The sequence below is a fragment of the Desulfitobacterium chlororespirans DSM 11544 genome (assembly GCF_900143285.1).
GTDB lineage: Bacteria > Bacillota > Desulfitobacteriia > Desulfitobacteriales > Desulfitobacteriaceae > Desulfitobacterium > Desulfitobacterium chlororespirans.
In genome coordinates, this window is record NZ_FRDN01000012.1 from 92,791 (window position 1) to 113,018 (window position 20,228).

General features: G+C 47.1%; 20 protein-coding genes. 11 read left to right on the top strand and 9 right to left on the bottom strand.

The features are described from left to right. Positions 1 to 166: 166 nt before the first annotated feature. Complete coding sequence (locus BUA14_RS18695; RefSeq protein WP_072773979.1) at positions 167 to 619, top strand: N-acetyltransferase; 453 nt, start codon at positions 167 to 169, stop codon at positions 617 to 619. Here the strand turns inward: BUA14_RS18695 and BUA14_RS18700 are convergent, their stop codons facing one another. Continuing rightward, positions 620 to 838, bottom strand: coding sequence for a hypothetical protein (locus tag BUA14_RS18700; RefSeq protein ID WP_005812963.1), 219 nt, complete (start codon positions 836 to 838; stop codon positions 620 to 622). A gap of 181 nt (positions 839 to 1,019) precedes the next feature. After that, entirely contained in the window at positions 1,020 to 1,778 is a 759-nt protein-coding gene (locus BUA14_RS18705; RefSeq protein ID WP_072773980.1) for a tetratricopeptide repeat protein, read from the bottom strand. Positions 1,779 to 2,317: 539 nt separating this feature from the next. Here BUA14_RS18705 and BUA14_RS18710 point away from each other — a divergent pair. The 10 genes from BUA14_RS18710 (at position 2,318) to rd (ending at position 12,001) form a co-directional block, all read left to right on the top strand. Continuing rightward, complete coding sequence (locus tag BUA14_RS18710) at positions 2,318 to 3,595, top strand: ATP-grasp domain-containing protein (RefSeq protein ID WP_072773981.1); 1,278 nt, start codon at positions 2,318 to 2,320, stop codon at positions 3,593 to 3,595. Between the two features lie 9 nt (positions 3,596 to 3,604). Next, a complete protein-coding gene (locus BUA14_RS18715; RefSeq protein ID WP_005812969.1) occupies positions 3,605 to 3,892 on the top strand; it encodes a hypothetical protein in 288 nt (95 codons plus the stop codon). 80 nt (positions 3,893 to 3,972) lie between these two features. Continuing rightward, the gene (locus BUA14_RS18720; RefSeq protein ID WP_072773982.1) at positions 3,973 to 4,869 is read left to right on the top strand and encodes a succinate--CoA ligase subunit alpha; all 897 of its coding nucleotides are present in this window, start codon (positions 3,973 to 3,975) and stop codon (positions 4,867 to 4,869) included. A 237-nt stretch (positions 4,870 to 5,106) separates the two neighbouring features. After that, on the top strand, positions 5,107 to 5,994 hold the full coding sequence (locus BUA14_RS18725) for an HpcH/HpaI aldolase/citrate lyase family protein (protein ID WP_072773983.1): 888 nt from the start codon (positions 5,107 to 5,109) through the stop codon (positions 5,992 to 5,994). Positions 5,995 to 6,178: 184 nt separating this feature from the next. After that, entirely contained in the window at positions 6,179 to 7,435 is a 1,257-nt protein-coding gene (locus BUA14_RS18730; RefSeq protein WP_072773984.1) for an NAD(P)-dependent malic enzyme, read from the top strand. A 244-nt stretch (positions 7,436 to 7,679) separates the two neighbouring features. After that, entirely contained in the window at positions 7,680 to 8,255 is a 576-nt protein-coding gene (locus BUA14_RS18735) for a LutC/YkgG family protein (RefSeq protein WP_072773985.1), read from the top strand. After that, the gene (gene ldhH, locus BUA14_RS18740; RefSeq protein WP_072773986.1) at positions 8,248 to 10,401 is read left to right on the top strand and encodes an L-lactate dehydrogenase (quinone) large subunit LdhH; all 2,154 of its coding nucleotides are present in this window, start codon (positions 8,248 to 8,250) and stop codon (positions 10,399 to 10,401) included. Before BUA14_RS18735 ends, ldhH begins: the two co-directional genes overlap by 8 nt. A gap of 147 nt (positions 10,402 to 10,548) precedes the next feature. Continuing rightward, complete coding sequence (locus BUA14_RS18745; RefSeq protein ID WP_072773987.1) at positions 10,549 to 11,244, top strand: HAD family hydrolase; 696 nt, start codon at positions 10,549 to 10,551, stop codon at positions 11,242 to 11,244. A 25-nt stretch (positions 11,245 to 11,269) separates the two neighbouring features. After that, positions 11,270 to 11,722, top strand: a complete 453-nt coding sequence (locus BUA14_RS18750; RefSeq protein ID WP_072773988.1) for a hypothetical protein — start codon at positions 11,270 to 11,272, stop codon at positions 11,720 to 11,722. A 114-nt stretch (positions 11,723 to 11,836) separates the two neighbouring features. Continuing rightward, the gene (rd, locus tag BUA14_RS18755) at positions 11,837 to 12,001 is read left to right on the top strand and encodes a rubredoxin (protein ID WP_072773989.1); all 165 of its coding nucleotides are present in this window, start codon (positions 11,837 to 11,839) and stop codon (positions 11,999 to 12,001) included. Positions 12,002 to 12,270: 269 nt separating this feature from the next. Here rd and BUA14_RS18760 read toward each other — a convergent pair whose 3' ends face one another. From BUA14_RS18760 to BUA14_RS18790, 7 genes are all read right to left on the bottom strand, one after another. Beyond that, complete coding sequence (locus BUA14_RS18760) at positions 12,271 to 13,338, bottom strand: DUF4829 domain-containing protein (protein WP_178371738.1); 1,068 nt, start codon at positions 13,336 to 13,338, stop codon at positions 12,271 to 12,273. A 194-nt stretch (positions 13,339 to 13,532) separates the two neighbouring features. After that, complete coding sequence (locus tag BUA14_RS18765; protein ID WP_072773991.1) at positions 13,533 to 14,525, bottom strand: SPFH domain-containing protein; 993 nt, start codon at positions 14,523 to 14,525, stop codon at positions 13,533 to 13,535. 46 nt (positions 14,526 to 14,571) lie between these two features. After that, complete coding sequence (locus BUA14_RS18770) at positions 14,572 to 15,450, bottom strand: TPM domain-containing protein (RefSeq protein WP_072773992.1); 879 nt, start codon at positions 15,448 to 15,450, stop codon at positions 14,572 to 14,574. Continuing rightward, positions 15,450 to 16,511: a TFIIB-type zinc ribbon-containing protein gene (locus tag BUA14_RS18775; protein ID WP_072773993.1), complete on the bottom strand. Its 1,062-nt coding sequence runs from the start codon at positions 16,509 to 16,511 to the stop codon at positions 15,450 to 15,452. Before BUA14_RS18775 ends, BUA14_RS18770 begins: the two co-directional genes overlap by 1 nt. 119 nt (positions 16,512 to 16,630) lie before the next feature. Continuing rightward, the gene (locus BUA14_RS18780; protein WP_072773994.1) at positions 16,631 to 17,308 is read right to left on the bottom strand and encodes a PspA/IM30 family protein; all 678 of its coding nucleotides are present in this window, start codon (positions 17,306 to 17,308) and stop codon (positions 16,631 to 16,633) included. A 229-nt stretch (positions 17,309 to 17,537) separates the two neighbouring features. After that, entirely contained in the window at positions 17,538 to 17,867 is a 330-nt protein-coding gene (locus tag BUA14_RS18785) for a hypothetical protein (RefSeq protein ID WP_242954694.1), read from the bottom strand. Positions 17,868 to 17,908: 41 nt separating this feature from the next. After that, complete coding sequence (locus BUA14_RS18790; RefSeq protein ID WP_072773996.1) at positions 17,909 to 20,197, bottom strand: DEAD/DEAH box helicase; 2,289 nt, start codon at positions 20,195 to 20,197, stop codon at positions 17,909 to 17,911. Positions 20,198 to 20,228: the final 31 nt, after the last annotated feature.

Below are 20,228 nucleotides of genomic sequence, written 5' to 3' on the forward strand. Positions count from 1 at the left end.
AATAACAGTGCAGAACCCCCTGTATACCGATGAACATCAGGGGGTTCTGCACTGCTTATTCCATGGCGAAGCCATTTGGGATAGTTTTGCTGAACTCAATTAAAAAGTTCTGTAATAAATATTGAATGTGTTGTATAATTATACAAATTGTATGGAGGAACACACTATGAACTTAAGAAGAGCAAAATTACCGGACGTAGAAGCGATGATGTCGCTTGTTAATCATTTTGCCGACCAGGGGCTGATGCTGCCGCGGTCACGTAACTCACTCTATGAAGGCCTCAGAGAATTCTTGGTGGTCGAAGAACAGGACAGGATCATCGGCATAGGCGCTCTGCATATTATCTGGGATGATTTGGCTGAGATACGAACTCTTGCCGTGTTGGAAGGGTATCAGGGGCAAGGGGTAGGCAGAAGCCTCGTTAATGCTTTATTGACTGATGCCCGAACCATTCTTTGCCCCAGAGTGTTTACTCTGACTTATCAACCTGGTTTTTTTGAACGCTGTGGTTTTATTATGATCAATAAAGAAGACATGCCCCATAAGGTATGGAAAGACTGCATTCATTGTGTAAAATTTCCTAATTGTGATGAAAACGCCATGATGCTGAACCTGTAATCAGGCAATCGAAGAGGATTTGCTATGGCAGATTCCCCGGGCAGAGCGGTGTGACAAGGTTCCACTGTCGTCGAGTATCATGCGCAGAAATTTCCATTGTAACTCAAGGTAAGCAGTGGCTAAATCATGTTCACTTGTACCCTGAGCAATTAAAACCTCTCGGCAAGAAGACTCAAATTCACGAATAAATTCTAGGGCATCCTCATGAGATGACAACATAACCCATTTCACCTTCCTATTACTTATTCTATTGACAAAGAAAAAATATTTTAGAGAAATCTGTATTATCTTAAGTTGTCTCTATTATAAAAAATTCTTTCCGTGAAAAGTGTTGTAATTAGGAGAGAACAAGCCGTTTAAATAGATAAAGAATGATGAAAAATAGTGTTTTTGCGTAAATTTATGCCGGATGAGTCGTGGGGACCTTGCCGGTTCGCCAAAGAGAAATATCAAAGATACGAATATTCCCCAATAAGTAATGCTTTTTCGCTTGGGAGTAATTCTTCAACATGGCATAACAATCGCCGAGGGCATGGTGAATCGTGGCAGTGTAGCTTAAGGTGAGCAGAAACTGAGTGAACCGATTAGCGCCATTGCAGGGAAACCCGGATTTTCTGGATAAAGCCAGGCTTAGTTCGTAAATCCTGATGGCAGCCTGCCATTCATTCATCTGCCGCAGTATATGGCCCAGTACACAAAGCAGAAGCGGGTCTGAAGTATGGTGAGGGTTATCGTGAACTATCCTTAAGGCATGCCGGGGGCGGCCCTCACGCAGGAGAATGTCGGCAAGGGTTGCACACAAAAGTGGATCATGGGTGTTTTGATATTTTTCCAATAAAGCGATAGCCTGTTTCTTTTCATTGAAATAAAAATAAAGCTGACTGGAAAAATGGGAAATTGCTAAGGGTGTGGAGTCCTGAGTGATTTCCTTTGCCATTTTGCGGGCGGTGATCTTTTTGTCCGGGGTGGGAAAGCTTTTTTTGTGCATCATTAAAAAATAGGCAAGAAGAAAACCGAGGATAAAGAGCAAGAGCCCGAGCATTGGGCCAAAGCGCCAGCCTAAGATGAGACTGGTCGGGCAAATGAAGATAAGCAAAGAGAAGAAGTAATAAAGTTTATAGACATAGATGATTTCCAAATCATATTGGATTTGACGCATGCATAACCTCCTGATCTAAGACAATCTATGGTGAATTATATGAGCCTGGTTCAGGCAATATGATACTTGGAATGATGATCCGGGAGAGACTCTTAATCCTTAACGGCAAAAAGGCTTTCCCTTCTATTGGTCTGACCTTCAGGAGGTATAATAATTTTTGAATTCTTTGCAGGATTTTGGTAGAGAATATAGAAGTTAATAACTAATGTTTTGAATGGTAAAACGTAGTTTTATTAAAATGAAAAACACAACTCATTAGGAAAAAAGAGTTCCAAATATTCGCAATAGATTATCTTATCTAATTTATGCACAAAAAGGTTGACTAAAAGACCTGTTCCATAGATAATAAGATTATACAAAGAATAATGAAACTGAGTTTCGATGAGTGAAACAACAACCTTTGTATTCCTTATCCTATCCATGGTGCTCAAACTAAAATCATTGATTTAAAGTAGAGTCAAGGGAAGGGGTGAGAGACTTCTTTAGTCAGGTAAAAAAAGTCTCTGGTCAAGAAAAAACAGTATGGAAGGGATTTATGCATGGCAAGATTTCTAGAGTATCAAGGTAAAGAATGGCTTGCAAAAGCAGGAATGCCGGTACCTAAGGGTCGTCCGGCATCGACCCCCGAAGAAGCAAGAGAAGCCGCTGAATGGATTGGCGGTCCTGTTGCGGTAAAAGGTCAGGTACAAGCGGGTGGTCGTGGTAAAGCTGGGATTGTTAAACTGGTTAACACTCCCGATGAGGCAGCAGCAGCTGCTGCTGAAATTCTCTCCAAAACAGTAAAAGGCTTACCGGTGCGCAAAGTTCTTGTAGAAGAGAAATTGGATATCAAAAAAGAGTTCTATTGCTCTTTTGTCGTTAATGGAGCAAGGGAAGCCCGTTCACCAATGCTTATGTTCAGCATTGAAGGCGGTATGGATATCGAAAGTGTTCCGGAAGAGAAATTACTGAAGATCAATGTGGACCCGATCAATGGACTGCAGACTTATGATGCAGTGGATTTGGCTGCTAAAGCAGGAATAGCTCCGGAAGAATTAACGAAGTTTGCTAAATTTTTGACGAAACTTTCTCAAACTTATAAGAAATACGACTGTATGACTCTTGAGATCAACCCCTTCGTGATGACAGGGAATGGCAATCTCATCTGTGCCGACTGCAAGATGGAAATCGACAACAGTTCCGTAGGCCGTCATCCCGAGTTTGGCTTTGACATCGCCCGTGACCTGCCTGGTGAGCCCACAGAGTTGGACTACATCGGTTGGAGCATTGAGGAAACGGATGCCCGTGGCACAGGCTTCCTCATGAATATGGGATACGATGAAGTCAGCCCCGGCTATGTTGGCTATCATCCCATCGGCGGCGGTTCGGCCATGATGGGCTTGGATGCTCTCAATCAAGTGGGTCTGAAGCCGGCCAACTATGCCGACACCAGCGGCAACCCCGTAGCTTCCAAAATTTATCGTGTTGCCAAATCGGTGCTTTCCCAGCCTAATATCGACGGCTACCTCCTTGGGGGCTTTATGATGGCCAACCAAGAACAATGGCATCATGCTCATGCTATAGTCAAAGTGCTTCGTGAAATCCTCCCCACCCAAAAACCAGGATTGCCTTGTGTGCTCCTTCTTTGTGGTAACCGGGAAGATGAGTCTCTGGAAATTCTCAAAACCGGACTGGCTGATCTGATGACCAGTGATGGACCGGGGAAAAGAATCGAGATTTACGGAAAAGAATATGTAACCGATACGAAGTTCATTGGTGAAAGACTCTTAGCTCTGAGCAAAGACTATCGGGCTGAGAAAGAAGCTCAAGGAAAGTAGGGAAATAACGTGCTGGAATTCGCTGAAAAAAGTTGCAAAATCACAATCGATACCAGCAAGTGTGATGCGTGCGAAACAAAAGCATGTGCAGACGCCTGCAAAAAGTATGCGAGAGGTTTGCTGGGCATAGATGATCAAGGCAGAGCTTCAGTGGCTCACCGGACTGAGGAAGAAGTTCTTCGTCTCGGCACAGAATGTCTGGCCTGTGAATTTGCCTGTAAATTCCGCGGCAAGGATGCTATCTCGATTGAAGTTCCTGTAGCCGGTCTGGACGCATACTTGGCAAAACGCGCATAATCACAGGATCGATTGAAAGACTAACTCTATAGATAGGTTACACTGGGTAAACCAGCAATTTGTTTAAATGAGGGATAAGAATGGGCATTTTGATCAACAAAGAGACCAAAGTGGTTGTCCAGGGAATTACCGGACGAGAAGGCTCGGTGCGGACAAAATATATGAAAGACTATGGTACGAATCTGATCGGCGGCACAAGTCCCGGAAAAATGGGGCAGGAGATTTACGGTGTTCCGGTGTTCAATACCGTCAAGGAGATTGTCCGCGAACAAGGTGACATTGATTTCAGTGTTATCTTCGTACCGGGAAGTGCTTTAAAGACAGCTGTCATGGAAGCTGCCGATGCAGGAGTTAAAAACATTATTCCTTGCGTAGAAGGTACTCCTATTCATGACATTATGGAAATGATCGCCTATGCGAAAGGGAAAGGTTCAAGATTGATTGGACCGGGTTCCATTGGTATTCTCACACCGGGAGAAGCTGTCGTCGGCTGGCTGGGCGGCAACGTGGAGTGGGCTAATAAGTTTTTCCAAAAAGGCCATATCGGTGTATTTTCACGCAGTGGCGGTCAATCAGGTACCATTCCTTGGGTGCTTAGAGAAGGCGGCTTCGGGGTCAGCACCGTTATTCATACCGGAACAGAGCCGGTGCTTGGCACCTCCATGGCCGATCTGTTACCCTTCTTCGAGGAAGATCCCGATACTCATGGCGTAGCTGTCTACGCAGAAATCGGCGGCACCCAGGAAGAAGAATGTGCGGAAGTTATTGCCGCCGGCAAGTTTACAAAGCCTTTTGTCATCTATGTGGCTGGTGCTTGGGCACCTGAAGGTCAACGCTTCTCTCATGCCTCCAATATCGTTGAGCGTGGACGCGGTTCGGCCAAGAGCAAGATGGAAGCAATCACCAAGGCTGGTGGCTTTGTAGCGGAAAGACCGACAGATATTCCGTTGATCCTTAAGGAAAAGCTGGGTAAATAAGTTCGAATTATTCACCGCAAACCATTCCGGTATAGACGGTATAGCCCCGTCTATACCGGAATGGGGAACATAAAGTCGGTTATTCGATGACTTAGCGTCACTGAGTGGCGTTCAGATTCAGTGGCGGTCAGCCATCGAATAACCATCAAATAACTGGCGGGCATCCGCTGATTCACTTCGCAACTAGGAGCAAATGCTCTTAGAAATATTATTAAATTATTAGGGGGTATATCTACCATGGCTGTTATGAGATCCGTTATGTACATTCCCGGAAACAATCCTAAAATGGTGGCTAAAGCACCTGAAATTCCTGCCGACATCATTACCTTCGATTTAGAGGATGCTGTACCACCCGCGGAAAAAGAAGCAGCTCGTCAGATCGTAAGAGAGAATTTAGAATATGGTGCCAAAGGCGGCGCCCAAGTATTTGTTCGTCTCAATAACTGGGAAACCGGTTTAACCAATGATGACCTGGAAGCCGTCGTTTGGCCCGGTCTCCATGGCGTTACCCTGGCAAAAACCGGTTGTGCCGCAGACGTACAACGTCTGGAGTGGAAACTGGAAGAGCTGGAAATGCGCCGCGGAATTCCTGTGGGAACCGTTAAAATCTCCATGCTTCTGGAAACCGCTAAAGGTATTGCCAATGCTGAAGAATGCTGCTTAGCCAGCAAGCGCAATGTCAATGCTATCTTTGGTGCTGTAGACTATTGCCGTGACATGCGCGTTAAAATCACCAATGAAGCTGTTGAACAGCAATATGGCCGTGCTAAAGTGGGCGTAGCCTGCCGCGCTGCCGGAATCGTTGCTATCGATGCTCCTTTCGTTGATTATGCCAATATCCCTGCCTTCGAAAAGAATGTTGCCGAAGGTAAGCAAATGGGTTATGAAGGCCGCATGATCATTCATCCAGGACAAGTTGAACCTTCCAACAGAATGTATGCTCCGGATCCTGCCGATGTTAAATGGGCAAATGACGTCGTAAAAGTCTTTGAAGAAGAAGGTCTGGCCAAAGGCAAAGCTGCCGTTTCCTTAAATGGAAAAATGGTCGACACCCCTGTTTATCTCAATGCCAAAGATATCTTAGCTTCTCAAGCTGAAATTGATGCTAAAAACGCCGGCAAATAAACCGTCATAAACATGCTGTTTCAAGCGTAGATTTGAATAGGGCGGGTCGCTTCTTAGGAAGCGGCCGCCCATATTGAAGAACTGCGAAACACTGTTTCATTATATGTAAGCGTTGCTGATTTGTCATACATTTTCAGGTAGAACATATACTATCCTTTAATCGAAAATGAGAGGGGATGTCACGATGACTCGTATTAAAAACCTGCGTGAAGAAGCTTTAGAATTTCACAAAGTGCAGCCGGGTAAGCTGGAAGTTCGTGTTACCGTTCCGGCCCAAGACCGGGATGACCTCACACTTGCTTATTCTCCCGGCGTTGCGGAACCTGTCAAGGAAATTGCCGCCGATCTGGAAAACCTCGATATCTACACCAATCACGCCAACTATGTCAGCATCGTTTCCAACGGAACAGCTATTCTAGGTCTCGGTGACCTGGGCGCAGCGGCTTCCATGCCGGTTATGGAAGGTAAATCACTCCTCTTCAAAGCATTTGGGGATGTTGACGCCTTTCCTCTTTGCGTAAACACAACCGATGTGGATAAAATTGTCGAGATTGTTGAATTAACCTCACCTACCTTTGGTGGTGTTAACTTAGAAGATATCAAAGCTCCCGAATGCTTTGAAATCGAAGAAAAACTTAAAGCACGCGGTATTTTCAAAGGACCGATTTTCCATGATGACCAACATGGTACAGCTGTTGTTACCTTGGCCGGCTTAGTCAATGCCCTTAAAGTCGTAGGCAAGAAAATCGAAGACATTAAAGTCGTTGCCAATGGTGCGGGTGCAGCCGGTATCGCGATCATTAAGCTTCTCATGAGCATGGGCTTGAAAAACGTGATCATGTGCGATACTAAAGGAGCGATTTACGAAGGTCGTACAGCAGGTATGAATCCTTGGAAAGAAGAAATCGCTAAAGCAACCAACCCTGAGAAATTCAGCGGCGATCTTGCCGGTGCTTTGGTTGGTGCCGATGCCTTCATCGGAATTTCCGCGGCTAATGTTCTCAATGAAGACATGATCCGTTCCATGGCTAAAGATCCTATCGTCTTCTGCCAGGCTAATCCCATACCGGAAATCTGGCCGATCGAAAGAGCGTTTGAGGCCGGTGCCAAAGTTATTTCCACCGGACGCTCTGACGTGATCAACCAGATCAATAACGTGCTGGCCTTCCCGGGAATGTTTCGCGGAGCGATTGATGTGCGGGCCACCGATATCAACGATGCTATGAAAGTTGCTGCTGCCTATGCTATCGCCGGTATTGTCAAGGATGAAGAACTCAGTGCCGATTATATCATTCCCAGCACCTTCAATCCGGAAGTTGCTCCTGCCGTAGCGGCCGCAGTCGCTAAAGCAGCCATAGATTCCGGCATTGCCAGACGCCCCATGGATCCTCAGGAAGTTGCTGATGGACTTAAAAAGAGATTGGCAAACCAATATAAATAAGAGAATATTTCTTGATTTTTTCATAAACCACCATAACCTAAAACCTTTGAGCAAGGAAGAGATGGGTTCACACCATCTTTTCCTTGCTTTTTCCTATCCAAAGACAATTTATGTTGAATAAATTTTAGAAAGACATTGAAATTTTCTGTATTTTGAGGTAACCTATTGGCATGGTGGCCTGACCAAAAATACTGTATGTAGGGCCCCGAGTTTTTAGAGAGAGAATGAAGAAGGGGTGTGCCTGATGGAAGACTTGAATCTCTTATATGAGCGTTTTCAGACGAAGCTCCAAGCTGTGTCTGGCGAGAGTCATCGTGTAAAAACTCTCAAAGAGGCTGAGGAGCTTATTGCTCAAATCATGAAAGAAAAGGGAATTGAAAGCGTAGCAATGGTGAATTCTCCCATGGCTGAAGCGATGAACTTGCCAGAGAAGCTTTCAGCTCACGGGGTAACAGTATATATGGAGCGCTATCCGGAAGTTACTCCTACGGTCGGTGCGGGGATCACAGAGGTGAAATGGGCTGTTGCTGAATTAGGGACCTTGGTTCAATATGCGGAAGATGTGAATGAACGCCTATGTTCCTCATTTACTCCCATACATATAGCCTTAGTTCAAACATCGGCTCTGTTGCCGAATCTTATGACTGCTCTGGCTACTGTTCATAACGAACCCAGAATTCCGGGATTTGTTGGTTTTATCACAGGTCCCAGCCGGACTTCGGATATTGAACGGGTCCTGACCATCGGCGTTCACGGCCCTGAGCAGCTGGTGGCCGTATTTGTGGATGAACAGGCAGGGGAGGGTGTAGCCAATGGCTAATGCGCATTTTAAACAAGAAATTGAGAATGCACTGGAGAATGATATCCTTAGAGGGGCATTAGGCCGTTTCGGGGATGTCTATGGGAAAAACCGGGAACAAGCTTACCAAGGGTATGATTTTCCGGCCCTGCGGGAAAAGGTTGTTGAAGTAAAATCCTATGCCGCCGAGCATCTGGATGAGATGATTGAGCAATTCGAAAAGGCTGCCACTGCGCGGGGGGCTAAGGTTTTTCATGCCGCAACAGGTGATGATGCCAAGCAATATATTATCGAGCTGGCCAAACAGCAGAAAGTTAAAAATATTGTCAAATCCAAATCCATGGCTTCCGAAGAAATTCATCTCAATGCTGCTCTGCTTAAAGAAGGCTTTGATGTCCAGGAAACGGATTTAGGGGAATGGATCGTCCAGTTAGCAGGGCAGAGACCTTCCCACATGGTTATGCCGGCTATCCATATGACCAAAGAGCAGGTTGCGGACACCTTTAATAATAATCTGAGCTATACCAGCGATCCGGTGATTGCTAAATTGGTGAAGACGGCCCGCCAGGAAATGCGCAAAAAGTTCGTGGAGGCGGATATGGGCATTTCGGGGGCCAACATTGCGGTAGCTGAAACCGGCACCTTGATGATGATGACCAATGAAGGAAATGCCCGCTTAACGTCTACCTGGCCCCGTGTCCATGTTTTCCTGGTCGGCTTAGAGAAATTTGTCCCGAACTTTGAAGATGCGGGATATATTCTGCAGACCCTGCCCCGGAATGGCACAGCTCAGCAGCTTACCAGTTATGTAACCATGATCACCGGTCCTAATCCCACTTATTATCCCGACGGTTCCATAGAAGATAAAGAATTTCATATTATTCTTATGGATAATGGCCGGCGCAAAATGTATGCCGATGAGCAGTTCAAACAAGTGTTCCAATGTATCCGCTGTGCTGCCTGCTTAAATGTTTGCCCGGCTTTCCAACTGGTGGGCGGACATGTTTACGGACATATTTATACCGGGGGTATCGGCACCATTTTGACCGCTTTCCTTAATTCGGAAAAGGATGCCGAGAATCCGCAAAACCTCTGTCTCCAATGCGGCAAATGTACGGAAGTATGTGCCGGTAAACTGGACATTCCGGGAATGATCCTGGAGATTCGCAATCGCATCGGTGATCAAAAGGGCTTGCCCATGACTCCGAAATTCATCCTGGATGTGGTCTCTAACCGACGCCTCTTCCACTCTTTATTGCGTGTGGCATCGAAAGCCCAGCTGCCTTTTTCCAAAGGTCAGCCCACCATTCGTCATTTGCCTTTCTTCTTGTCAGGACTGACGGAGAAGAGAAGCCTGCCGACGATTGCCGATGTTCCTTTCCGGGATGTGATCAGAAAGATGAACCAGGATGTTAAGAACCCTAAAGGCACCATTGCCTTTTTTGGCGGTTGTCTGGTGGACTTTGTCTATCCCAAAATCGGTGAAGGGGTGGTCAGGGTTTTAAATGAAAAAGGTTATAAGGTTACCTTCCCGGAAGGTCAGTCCTGCTGTGGAGCTCCCGCATCTTACATGGGCGACCGCAAAAATGCCCGCAAATCGGCAATTATGAACATCGAAGCCATGGATGCCGAAAAGGTGGATTATGTGGTTTCGGCTTGCCCCACCTGTACTCATGCCCTGATTGATAGTTTCAAAGAGCTCCTGGCCGACGATCCGGCTCTGCTCAAACGCGCTGAAGAACTCAGTAAGAAATCCATGGACTTCGCCAAGCTTCTGACGGTCTTAGGCGGCCTTGAGGAAGGGGGAGACGGAGTACCCTTAAAAGTTACTTATCATGATTCCTGCCACTTAAGACGGAAAATGGGGGTCATTGAGGAGCCACGGAATATACTCTCCAATATTAAAGGCGTGGATCTGGTGGAGATGAATGAGTCAGATCGTTGCTGTGGGTTTGCAGGCTCTTATTCCATCAAATTCCCGGAAATGTCCGGACCGATTCTGGAAAGAAAACTTCGCAATATTGAAGCCACTGGGGCGGATGTTGTGGCTGTGGATTGCCCAGGCTGCCTGATGCAGATTAATGGAGGATTGGATCAAACAGACCTGAAGGTCAAGGTAAAGCACACCGCAGAGTTGCTCCTGGAAAAACGCCAAAAGCAAAAATAATTTTAAATAACCGGTGGAAAAGGGAAAGATAAAAGGAAGCACTGCTCTCGTAGCCGTGCTTCCCTTAATTATTTAAGTAATATTTCCTAGAAATGCAGATTTTGTGGTAAAATAAAACTATCGATAAACAGGGAGCTGGGAGAAACAATGATTAAAGCTATTCTTTTTGACTTAGATGGAACCTTAACCTTAATGGATCAGGAAGAATTCATGAAAAACTACATAGGACTTTTGGCTCCGCGATTTAAACAGTATATTTTCCCTGATAAATTCGCCAAGCAGCTCAACCGTTCTACTGAGGTGATGATCAAACAACCTCAGGAGGGTAAAACCAACCTGCAAACTTTTTTTGCTGATTTTACCAAAGCGACCGGGTTGACTTATCATACATTATGGCCGGTTTTTGAAGCCTTCTACACCACCGACTTTCCGGCTTTACGTCTTTTAGTCAAGTTAAATCCCCATGGCAAAGAGGCTGTAGAAACTGCTTTACAAAAGGGGTATACGGTAGCTATTGCGGCCAACCCGGTTATGCCGTTGCTGGCCATAGAAGAGCGGATTCGTTGGGCAGAGTTGTCTCCCCAAATCTTTTCTGTCATTCCGTCTATAGAATCCTTTCATTACTGCAAACCTCACACGGGCTTCTATGCCGAGTTAGCCGAGAATCTTGGCCTGCAGCCCAGTGAATGCCTCATGGTTGGCAATCATCCCGTAGAGGATGTGGCTGCTCAGGAGATTGGCATGCAGACATTTTATGTAGGTGAGCCAGTGGAGGGGATTCAGACAACCTACCAAGGGGATATTTCTGATCTGACCGGCAAGATTCGGGAAGGAAGTCTCTAGTACTAGCCAAAGTGAGGGAGCTGGAATGGGAGTATTTGTTCAGCAGGTGCCGTCAAGGGTCTTGAATACTGCAGAATCAAATCATGTGCCTAAACATATCCGGGGTGTCCTTGAAGAGTTTTTAAGGAGATATAGCGAGTTGCAGAGAGTAAGGCATCGGGAAATCGCCTTCTTGATGGCTGTTATTGTGTTCGGTTTTCTCAGCCTTTGGGGCATGCTCTTTCCCAAGTACCCGGCGATTTCTTTCTGGCTCAACAGCCTGCTGCTGGTGGGATTTATTCTGACCCTCGTGCAGTATGTTAAAGTGCGCAGGGTATCACAGCATGTTTATATCAATGTTCATATCCTCTATCATCATCTGTTAGGGAAGCTGGAAGTTGGCTTTTGTGAGCATGAGTCTCCTTGTCAATGTGCTGAGACTTTCCGCAAATACATGTGGAACCGGTACGGGATTTCATTTTATGGGAATTCCATCTAGTCTTACTTATTAATGGAATGATGAAAAAGGGAATGGACATAATATAAAAGATATTCTCTCAGAGGATAAAAATCAAAAGTTAATCTAATGAAACCATGAAAGGGAGGAATTATGATGCAAAAGTATGTATGCACCATCTGTCAGTATGTCTATGATCCTGAAGTAGGAGATCCGGATTCCGGAGTAGCTCCTGGCACAGCTTTTGAGAATATCCCCGAGGATTGGGTATGTCCTACTTGCGGTGTAAGCAAAGATCAATTTGAAGTATACGAAGGATAATGTCCCCGTATAAAAAAACCTGTCAAATGTGACAGGTTTTTTGCAATTTTATTGGATAAACTTTACAGAACCCAGACTGGGAGTAAGGCAAAATCTTCATCGATGAAGATTTTGAATTCTTTTCGTCCAAGGCGATGCCCGTCACCAGTCCGTACTTCCTGGTGAATTTTATTTATTTTCCCGGACATCTACTATAGTCTATGCGGTTGGATTATGGATGTGACAGCGTATACACATTTCTCCAGATCATTCGGGATATTTTAATATGCTCATTCTCCGTTCAAATAAGACTCGATGACCCGCCAGGAAATTGAGTCATTATTTATAGTATATTCCAGCAGCATATAGCCACTGATATGGCCATCTTCAAAATAAGCAAAGACCCATTTATCCGTAAGGACATGAATATCCTCCGGAAAGTAGAAGCCCATCGTTCCACCCAGAACCCCGTCATAGGGAATCAGTTCGGGATGCTGGATTAGATCGTCCGTAATATCTTTAAGCTTTCCGTTAAAACCCTTTCTTTTCAAGCTGTTTATGATGTGGGAACCATTCACCGAACTCAAACTATCCGGCTCCCATAGGCCAAGGCTTATACAGTGATGATCGGTATTGAGAATAAGCTTGCCGACGATGTCCTCTATCTCGTCTTTAGTGAAATCCGTCGTGTTCATTTGATAGACCGCCAGGCAGGTCAGGTTGGGAATCCCCGCCAGCCTTAAATTGATAGAGTCGATGCTGTCGCTCGCCGCGTCAAGATTATAGATCTCGCTTTCCGGCCTGTTTTTGTTTAGCCTATTGGTATCATTATCAAATACCGTGAAATAAGTATGGGCATTGCCGGTCAATTCTTTATTTTTCCAGACGTACAGCTCCGCGCTTTTCTCCGGGTAGGGATTCTCAAGGTCTACAAGAGGTACGCCACCCAAACCTTGGCCGTAACTCGCTATGATCCAGGGTCTTTCTGTATTCTCCCTGACCAGCGTAAAGCCGATATATTGGTTCTCTCCGCTGTTGTAAGGAACCTTAGTCCCGTCATACTGAGCATTAAGATAAGCGCCCACCAAAGCGATCTTTTCTTCAGTCAAGCCCATTGTGACGGCAGCTTCACTGCTTAAGATCGTTTGAATATGCTGATCGTTCCGAACGGCCTGGAGGCTGTTTATCTCAAGACTGATGACGCCGAAATCGTTTTTCATGCCTTCCAGATACTGCCTTACAACTTCTACCGCCGCATCCTGATCAGCCTGACTGAGTACGGCAGTATTACCTATCTGCGGGTTGCTGCAGCCCGCGCATAAGAATAATGTCAAGAACAGGGTTAGCCATACTCTCACATCACTCACCTCCTTGGGGAAATTAATCCTTCAATGTCGTATCCCTTCAAGATTCGACACTATTCTAAGGACGAAAAGTAATTGATGATCGCTATATAAAGCGGATAACCTATTGCAGCAGCAATCATGAGAAGGCCTGTTATTGGAGCAGACTTATCTCCGCCGAAGGTTATCGGAAACAGCTTCCAATGTGTTCAAACCAGCTTCTGACCGCAGTTGGAGCAAAAGTTGGCGCCCTCGGTCTTCTGTCCGCAGTTGGGGCAGAAATTAGGCTTTATTAAACCGGGTTCGCTGCCACCCTGGGGTGCGTGGCTGCCTCTCCCTTGCGTCTGTTCCTTCTGGGGACTGTTCATGCCCTTGATCATTTCATTGGCCATCTGCATCCCGATAGCCATACCGGCCATATCGGCTGCAGCACTGCCGCCCTGTCCTTTGCCGCCGGCGATCCCGTCCAGTACGGATACCTGCTGATAGCGGCCCATATCACCAATCATGGTGTGGGAGGCAGCTTTGGCAATCATTTGCTGGATTTCTTCCGGATAGGTGAAGCTCATAATGGTAAGCTGGCTTACCGTGATGCCCAGATCATAAATCTGCATATCCAGATCCGTTTTCAGGCCGTCAGCGATAGCGAAGGAGTTGGACTGCAGATTGAACATATCCCTGCCTTCCTGGACGATCCATTTCATCAGAAGTTGGTCCAGCACCGCCATGATGCGCAGCCTGACATCCTCCACCAGGAACGAATCCTTTACACCCGCAATTCTGTCAATCAATTTAACGTAATCATTGACTTTAAAAGTAAATGTTCCGTTAGCACGGATGGGAATACCACCGGGAAGCTGGGGTGTCGGAATGTTGATGGCACTTTTGGTCCCCCATTTTGCCATAAATTCCTTGGTGTTGACAAACAGCACTTCGGCGCGCATCCCCGAATTGAACCCGAATTTAAAGCCCTGGAGGGTGGACAGAAAGGGGATAATCTGGGACTCGATGTCATAATCGCCCTCGTCTTTAAAAATTCCCTCTATCCTGCCGTTAAAAAGGAAAATAGCATCCTGCCCTGGGCGGATTATCAGCTTACTGCCTCTTTTGATTTCGCGGTTGTGCCATTTCCAGAAGATCATGTCCTCGCGAAATTCTTCCCACTCTACGACATTGGAAAACTGCCCTGAAAAAAATCCCATGTATTTTCCATCCTTTCTATGCTAAAATCGCGTCTTTAATTCAGTGTTAGAAGCTTCGACCGCCGCCACTGTGGGAATGACCTCCGGGAGAAACTCCGCCGCCCCCGCCTCTGCCACCACCAAAGCCGCTGTTGTTGTGCTCGTCCTTTTTCGGTCGTCTTACTTTGGTCACGGTGGTTCGGATATACTGGTCACTGTGGTCAAGAAGACGGGAATGTGCCGGATCGAGATAGGTACGATTATTGGTCGTGATCCTGCCCCCGGAGCGGGCCGCCATAATGCTCACCGCTGCGGCACCGATCACCGCCGCCAGGCCAAGCTGGAAAAAGGTATTGAAAAAGATGGAGTCTTCCTGCTTGCTGTATCCGGCACCGTTGCTTTGGGGCGGGTTATAGTGGGGGGAGCTGCCAGGGTTTACTCCGGGGGAACCTTGAACCTCCTGCTGCATATAAGAAGCAGTCTGTTCAGCATATCCGAGCATGGCATCATAATAATTTCCGTCAGCCAGCTGCGGCGTAATATCATCCAGGATGTATTCGATCCGTTGATTGTTCAGATAGGTTTGCAACCTGCCATAGCCTTGGATTTCCACACTGCGCGCACCGGGTGTCATATTTAGCAGCAGCAGCGCTGCTGAACGGTACACGCCGTCTCCATCGGCTCCTTTGGCATCATAGAATTCCTCCAAATAGAGCTGCGGGGTTTTTCCGTCCAGATCACTGGTTGTCACGATAACAATATCGATGTCGCTTTCCGAGCCATATTGCTGGCAGGTTTCCTCCAGCGATGCGCGCTCGTCTTCAGTGAACAGCTGTGCGCCATCAAAAATATGTTGATCCTGCAACGCTGCCGTCACACTGCTTGGATAGACGGCATACAGCATGATCACCAAAAGCAGAGCAAGCTTTGCCGCTCTTTTGCCCATTATAAAACCCCTCCCCCCGCCAACATGGCAATGATTTTGATGATGACAAAGGATGTTGTGCTGATACCGGCGAACCAGGCCGCAATTTTTCCCGGACTGAGGGGGGGCTTGCCGACGATTTTGCCGGTCTGGCCGTTCATAGCAAAAATGTATTCCTTCCGGCCATAGTCATAACGAACCATCCACACGGGAAAAAGGGCGTAATCGGCCTTTTTTTCATTAATGTTGATATTCTTGCTGATGAAGTTGGTGGTGGTATAGCCGCTGATGGTGGAGTTGATATAATCGGATACATAGCCCTCCACTCGGGCGCGCACCCGGGGGAACAGCTCCCGGTTGTCATAGTCATACTTTTCAGCCAGAAAACCGGCCAGATAGGGCATCATGAAATCCTTTAAGCTGCCATAATCATAGGGTTCCAGTTTATCCATCAGGGCATCGTCCATCTTCTGTGAGGCGTCCACAGGCACTTGCAGATAATTCAGGTCAACAGTGCGGTGCACATGAAAAAAGCTGGTTTCTGTGTAGTTATAGTCGGCGTCTGAGTAAGCCCTTACCTTAGTGCATTCCGCCGTGGCTTCTCCCCAGCCATTAAGATCATACAGCCAGAAGGGCACATAGATGCCGGTGATGCCCTTGATGCGGTTGGCGGACATCAGTTCCTTAGGGGTAAGCAAACCCTTACGGCACCATCTTTTAAAGGCCTCCTGGGCCTGCTGACGGTCGATGGCGAAGGGAATAACCTTGGCGGGGGCAAAACTGCCTTTAAGGCGGTCGTTCAAAACAACTGCCGCACCGCAAAAGCTGCAGGAAGTTGCCACAGTGTCTTTGTCAGTGATCAGTACCGCACCGCAATTCTGGCAGTGGTATTGATTGACTGCGCCCTCGGCCCAAGGGGTGTGCTCCTCAGAAGTCGCAGTTCCTGGGTTTTGGGCATCACCCTGCTTGGGTATATCTTCGATGCTCTGATCTGTACCGCAGCTGTCGCAATGCAGCATGCCGCTGGTACTGTTAAATGCCATATCGGCTCCGCAATTCGGGCACTTATAATGTACCACCATGGATTCGTCTGCTCCTTTCAGCGCTGCTTCTTTTCCTGGAACATAGTTCAAGTCTTTGAGGTATGATGCAAAAAAGAAGCTGCCTCGGATGATTTCTTCTCAGGCAGCTTCCCCCATAATTACTTATTTAAGCTGGCTTTTAAGGCGGCAAGCTCATCATCAATGCTGGTATCAGGCTCTGTATCGTATTTGGCTGCCAGATCCTTAATGGAAGACTGGGACGACTTGTTCAGCTCAGCCATGGCTTTGGCTTGGTACAGGGCCTTATCCGCCAGCGCTTCATACCGCTCAAAACTGGCCATGGAATCGTTGGCACCTGAAACCGAGGACATCATTTTGTTCATGCGGTCCTGGGTCTTCGCTGCGGCTAGTTTGCCCTTAATCATATCCTTGCGGGATTCCAGTCCACCGATATCTGAAACCAGCTTATCATGCATTTGCCGCATGTGGGCAGCGTTGGCCTGGGCAAGATCGTAGGCTTCCTGCAGTCCGACCAGCTTGGCTTGCAAAGAGGCTTTATGGGTCAGAAACTTTCTGGCATCCGCTTCATTGCCAGCTTCCAGCGCTTTGAGCGCGTAAGACTGCATTTTTTCAATGTCGGCCTGGCATTCATCCAGCTCTCGTTGGGCGCGCTGTACTTCCGCCATAATGGTGGCGGTTTCCGACTTGACCTTGCCCAGATCGCTGTTCAGGTTCCGCAGGCACTGCTCGATCATCTTTTCCGGATCTTCCACTTTATCAAGCAAGGCGTTGATATTGCTTGACATGATCTCTTTGAATCTCCCCAGTATACTCATGCGTTATTCCTCCATCATCCTATGATTTATTGTATTGGGGGCCCGAAAACCCCATTCAGCATCGTCTATAGTGCTATATTATGTTTATGTTAGTTCACAAATATTATATCACGGGCAGAGTAAGGCATCAATCAGGGGGAATTATTTGCAATTTATCAATAGACATAGAAAAAAGCCGCTTCGCTGAGTTTCGGTCAGCAGGGCGGCTTTCTGTCTGTGTTAAAGCAAGTCAGCTTATGGTATCGGAAGGAAGTTCATAGTCAGATCCTGGCTCGCCGGTGTCCCGATAGATGGACATATCCCTGTCGGTTTGGACCGGCTCAAATTCACCATTATCCGTCACGGCGGCCCGGGCGGAGCTCGGTTCTGCCGTATTGCTTTCGGCACCGGGCATGGACATTGGATAGCCAAGTGCTGCGCTATCTTGATCTTGACCGGCCATTGCAGCGGAGGTCATCTCGGAGGTCGTATCGGCTATCCTATCGCGGTCAGGATTTTGACTATTTGGCACAGGTGTTGGAGTCTCTCTGAAAACGTCTTGATCTTTCAAATTTATCACCTCAAGACCATTATGAGCTTTTCCCGGCATGATTATGCATTCTATAAAGCAAGGACGGCAGCTTCATCCCGATCCAGCTTATCCATGCAAAGCTTTAAGCGCTGAAGCAAAGCCGGCTCCCTAACCGCATCCCTCATCTGCCGCAGCAGGTCAATGGTGCGGCGAATGACAGAGATAATATCCCCTTCATCCAGATTGGACAAACGCTGAACTTCGGCAAAGGAAAGCCCTTGGCTCCAGGAATAGACGATGACCGCTACCCGGGGATCATAACGGACGGATTCCGGGCCGCAGACACTCTGAATGTAACGGGCTAAATCCTGCAGCGGAGTCCAGTCCAGAACGGGGAGCCTTTGAAAGTAATCGTTCTTGCGGGCCTCAAAATCAATGGCCGATAATAAGGCATTCAACTGGTCATCATCCATAGTTTCCAAAAGTCCTGAAAAAATCAGCTCCGTGACCAATAATTCCTGAACATAAATATGACGGGCACATTCACCGCGGGGAAGCAGCTCGTCCTCCCGTATGTACCCCATTTGGATTAATTGATTCTTTTTAAACTGGAATTCATTGAAAAAGAAGTTCTGATCCGGCAGAGTTTTCAGATCTTTACGGATTTCAATCATCCTTTGCTGCAGCTTTCGCCGTTGTTTGCTTTCCTCCTCGCAAAGAGCCAGCTTGGCGCCGGGGCATTTTTGCGGGGGTGTGGCCAGGAGCCTTTCCCAGTTTTTAATCTTGCGCGCCATTTCCCGGCCATAGACCCGGTTTTGGCGGCGGGGGCCCAAGGCTTGATAGGATCGTTTGAGACGATCAAGCTCTTTCTTTTTCGGCAGATATTTCACAGGGCAGGCAAAGGAGTCGGTGTGCCGGCACACATGCTCCCCTTTGCCGTTGAATTGTTCCTCCAGTTGAGCCAGCTCAGCAATCAACTGACCGTGAGTTTGCAGATTGCTATGGGCTGCAAAGCTCTTTTGAAAGTAAATCTGGATTTGCTCATAGGAAAGGGTGGCCTGAAGATTGAGGACCGTGTTATAACTTAATTTAAATTGGCTGGTGAGCGGTTCCAGGCGATTGATGTTAAAGCGCGGAGGTGGGTTCTTTTCCATGTAATTCAGATCGACTAAAGCAAAGGAGTAACCCCGCTCATCCAATCCCCGGCGTCCGGCCCGTCCGGACATTTGGAAGAATTCATGATTGGCCAGGGGGCGAAAGTTGCGGCCGTCGAATTTATTCAGGGTATCAAAGCAGACGGAGCGAACGGGATAGTTAATGCCAACGCTGAAAGTTTCGGTGCAGTAGAGAACATGAATGAGGCGTTTGAGGAAAAGCTCCTCCACCAACACTTTTTGCGAGGGCATCAGACCGGCATGGTGAAAGGCGATCCCTTTGACGGCTAAGCGTCGCAAAAGCCTGGTGGAGGGGTACCAATCGCTTTCCGGTCCGAAATGTTCCAGGAAGGCGTCCTCTACTTGTCTTTTTTCCTGGGGTTTCAAATAATTGGCGATCAAAGCTAGCTCAGAAGCCTTATCAGCACATTGCTTGCGGCTGAAAACAAAATAAAGGGCAGGCAGATAGTGTTTTTGGATCACTTTAATTAAATCCAGATGATGGGTGGGGGCAAAGATACTGCCTTCTGTAGGCTGGGCAGATTGGATCCGTTGGCGGTAATACTTCCAGAGCTTCTCGTAATTGACCAGACCGGTATCCTTGGCGAAATAATAGTATTCCAAGGGTACGATACGATGGTTTTCCTGGATCAGGGCAACCTCTTCCTGACGTATGCTGCCGATCCAATCCACCAATTGCCGGGCATTGGCCACGGTAGCACTAAGGCCTAACAGTTTCATATGGGGAGGGGCTAAGATGATCGACTCCTCCCAGACTGTGCCCCGTTCTTCATCGTTAAGCCAATGAATCTCATCAAAGATGATGTAGGATACCGATTCTAAAGCGGGATCGCCGGTGATCACTTGATTGCGGAAAATCTCGGTGGTCATGATCAGCAAAGGAGCTTCCGAGTTCAGCACCACGTCTCCCGTTAAAATTCCGACCTTATCTACGCCGAAAAGCTGCTTATAGTCCTTAAACTTTTGGTTGCTTAAGGCTTTAATCGGGGCGGTATAAATAATCCGGCGTCCTTCGGACATGACTTTTTCCACGAGGTAATCGGCGACAAGGGTCTTTCCCGTACCGGTGGGAGCTGCAACAATGACAGATTGCCCCTCGTCAATAGCATCTAAGGCTTCTTCTTGAAACCGATCCAAAACTAAGCCGTGGTATGTGCGCTCAGACACGAAAATCAACTCATTTCTTCCAGGAGTTCTTCTCATTTTAGCAAACCCTTATTCCAGGGTCAAATTA

Excerpts from the sequence above, each read along its gene's own strand:
- rd (WP_072773989.1), top strand. The coding sequence starts at position 11,837 with ATGCAAAAGTATGTATGCACCATCTGTCAGTATGTCTATGATCCTGAA.
- BUA14_RS18780 (WP_072773994.1), bottom strand. The coding sequence starts at position 17,308 with ATGAGTATACTGGGGAGATTCAAAGAGATCATGTCAAGCAATATCAAC.
- BUA14_RS18720 (WP_072773982.1), top strand. The coding sequence starts at position 3,973 with ATGGGCATTTTGATCAACAAAGAGACCAAAGTGGTTGTCCAGGGAATT.
- BUA14_RS18710 (WP_072773981.1), top strand. The coding sequence starts at position 2,318 with ATGGCAAGATTTCTAGAGTATCAAGGTAAAGAATGGCTTGCAAAAGCA.
- ldhH (WP_072773986.1), top strand. The coding sequence starts at position 8,248 with ATGGCTAATGCGCATTTTAAACAAGAAATTGAGAATGCACTGGAGAAT.
- BUA14_RS18745 (WP_072773987.1), top strand. The coding sequence starts at position 10,549 with ATGATTAAAGCTATTCTTTTTGACTTAGATGGAACCTTAACCTTAATG.
- BUA14_RS18705 (WP_072773980.1), bottom strand. The coding sequence starts at position 1,778 with ATGCGTCAAATCCAATATGATTTGGAAATCATCTATGTCTATAAACTT.
- BUA14_RS18730 (WP_072773984.1), top strand. The coding sequence starts at position 6,179 with ATGACTCGTATTAAAAACCTGCGTGAAGAAGCTTTAGAATTTCACAAA.
- BUA14_RS18790 (WP_072773996.1), bottom strand. The coding sequence starts at position 20,197 with ATGAGAAGAACTCCTGGAAGAAATGAGTTGATTTTCGTGTCTGAGCGC.
- BUA14_RS18765 (WP_072773991.1), bottom strand. The coding sequence starts at position 14,525 with ATGGGATTTTTTTCAGGGCAGTTTTCCAATGTCGTAGAGTGGGAAGAA.
- BUA14_RS18725 (WP_072773983.1), top strand. The coding sequence starts at position 5,107 with ATGGCTGTTATGAGATCCGTTATGTACATTCCCGGAAACAATCCTAAA.
- BUA14_RS18775 (WP_072773993.1), bottom strand. The coding sequence starts at position 16,511 with ATGGTGGTACATTATAAGTGCCCGAATTGCGGAGCCGATATGGCATTT.
- BUA14_RS18770 (WP_072773992.1), bottom strand. The coding sequence starts at position 15,450 with ATGGGCAAAAGAGCGGCAAAGCTTGCTCTGCTTTTGGTGATCATGCTG.
- BUA14_RS18695 (WP_072773979.1), top strand. The coding sequence starts at position 167 with ATGAACTTAAGAAGAGCAAAATTACCGGACGTAGAAGCGATGATGTCG.
- BUA14_RS18750 (WP_072773988.1), top strand. The coding sequence starts at position 11,270 with ATGGGAGTATTTGTTCAGCAGGTGCCGTCAAGGGTCTTGAATACTGCA.
- BUA14_RS18700 (WP_005812963.1), bottom strand. The coding sequence starts at position 838 with ATGTTGTCATCTCATGAGGATGCCCTAGAATTTATTCGTGAATTTGAG.
- BUA14_RS18735 (WP_072773985.1), top strand. The coding sequence starts at position 7,680 with ATGGAAGACTTGAATCTCTTATATGAGCGTTTTCAGACGAAGCTCCAA.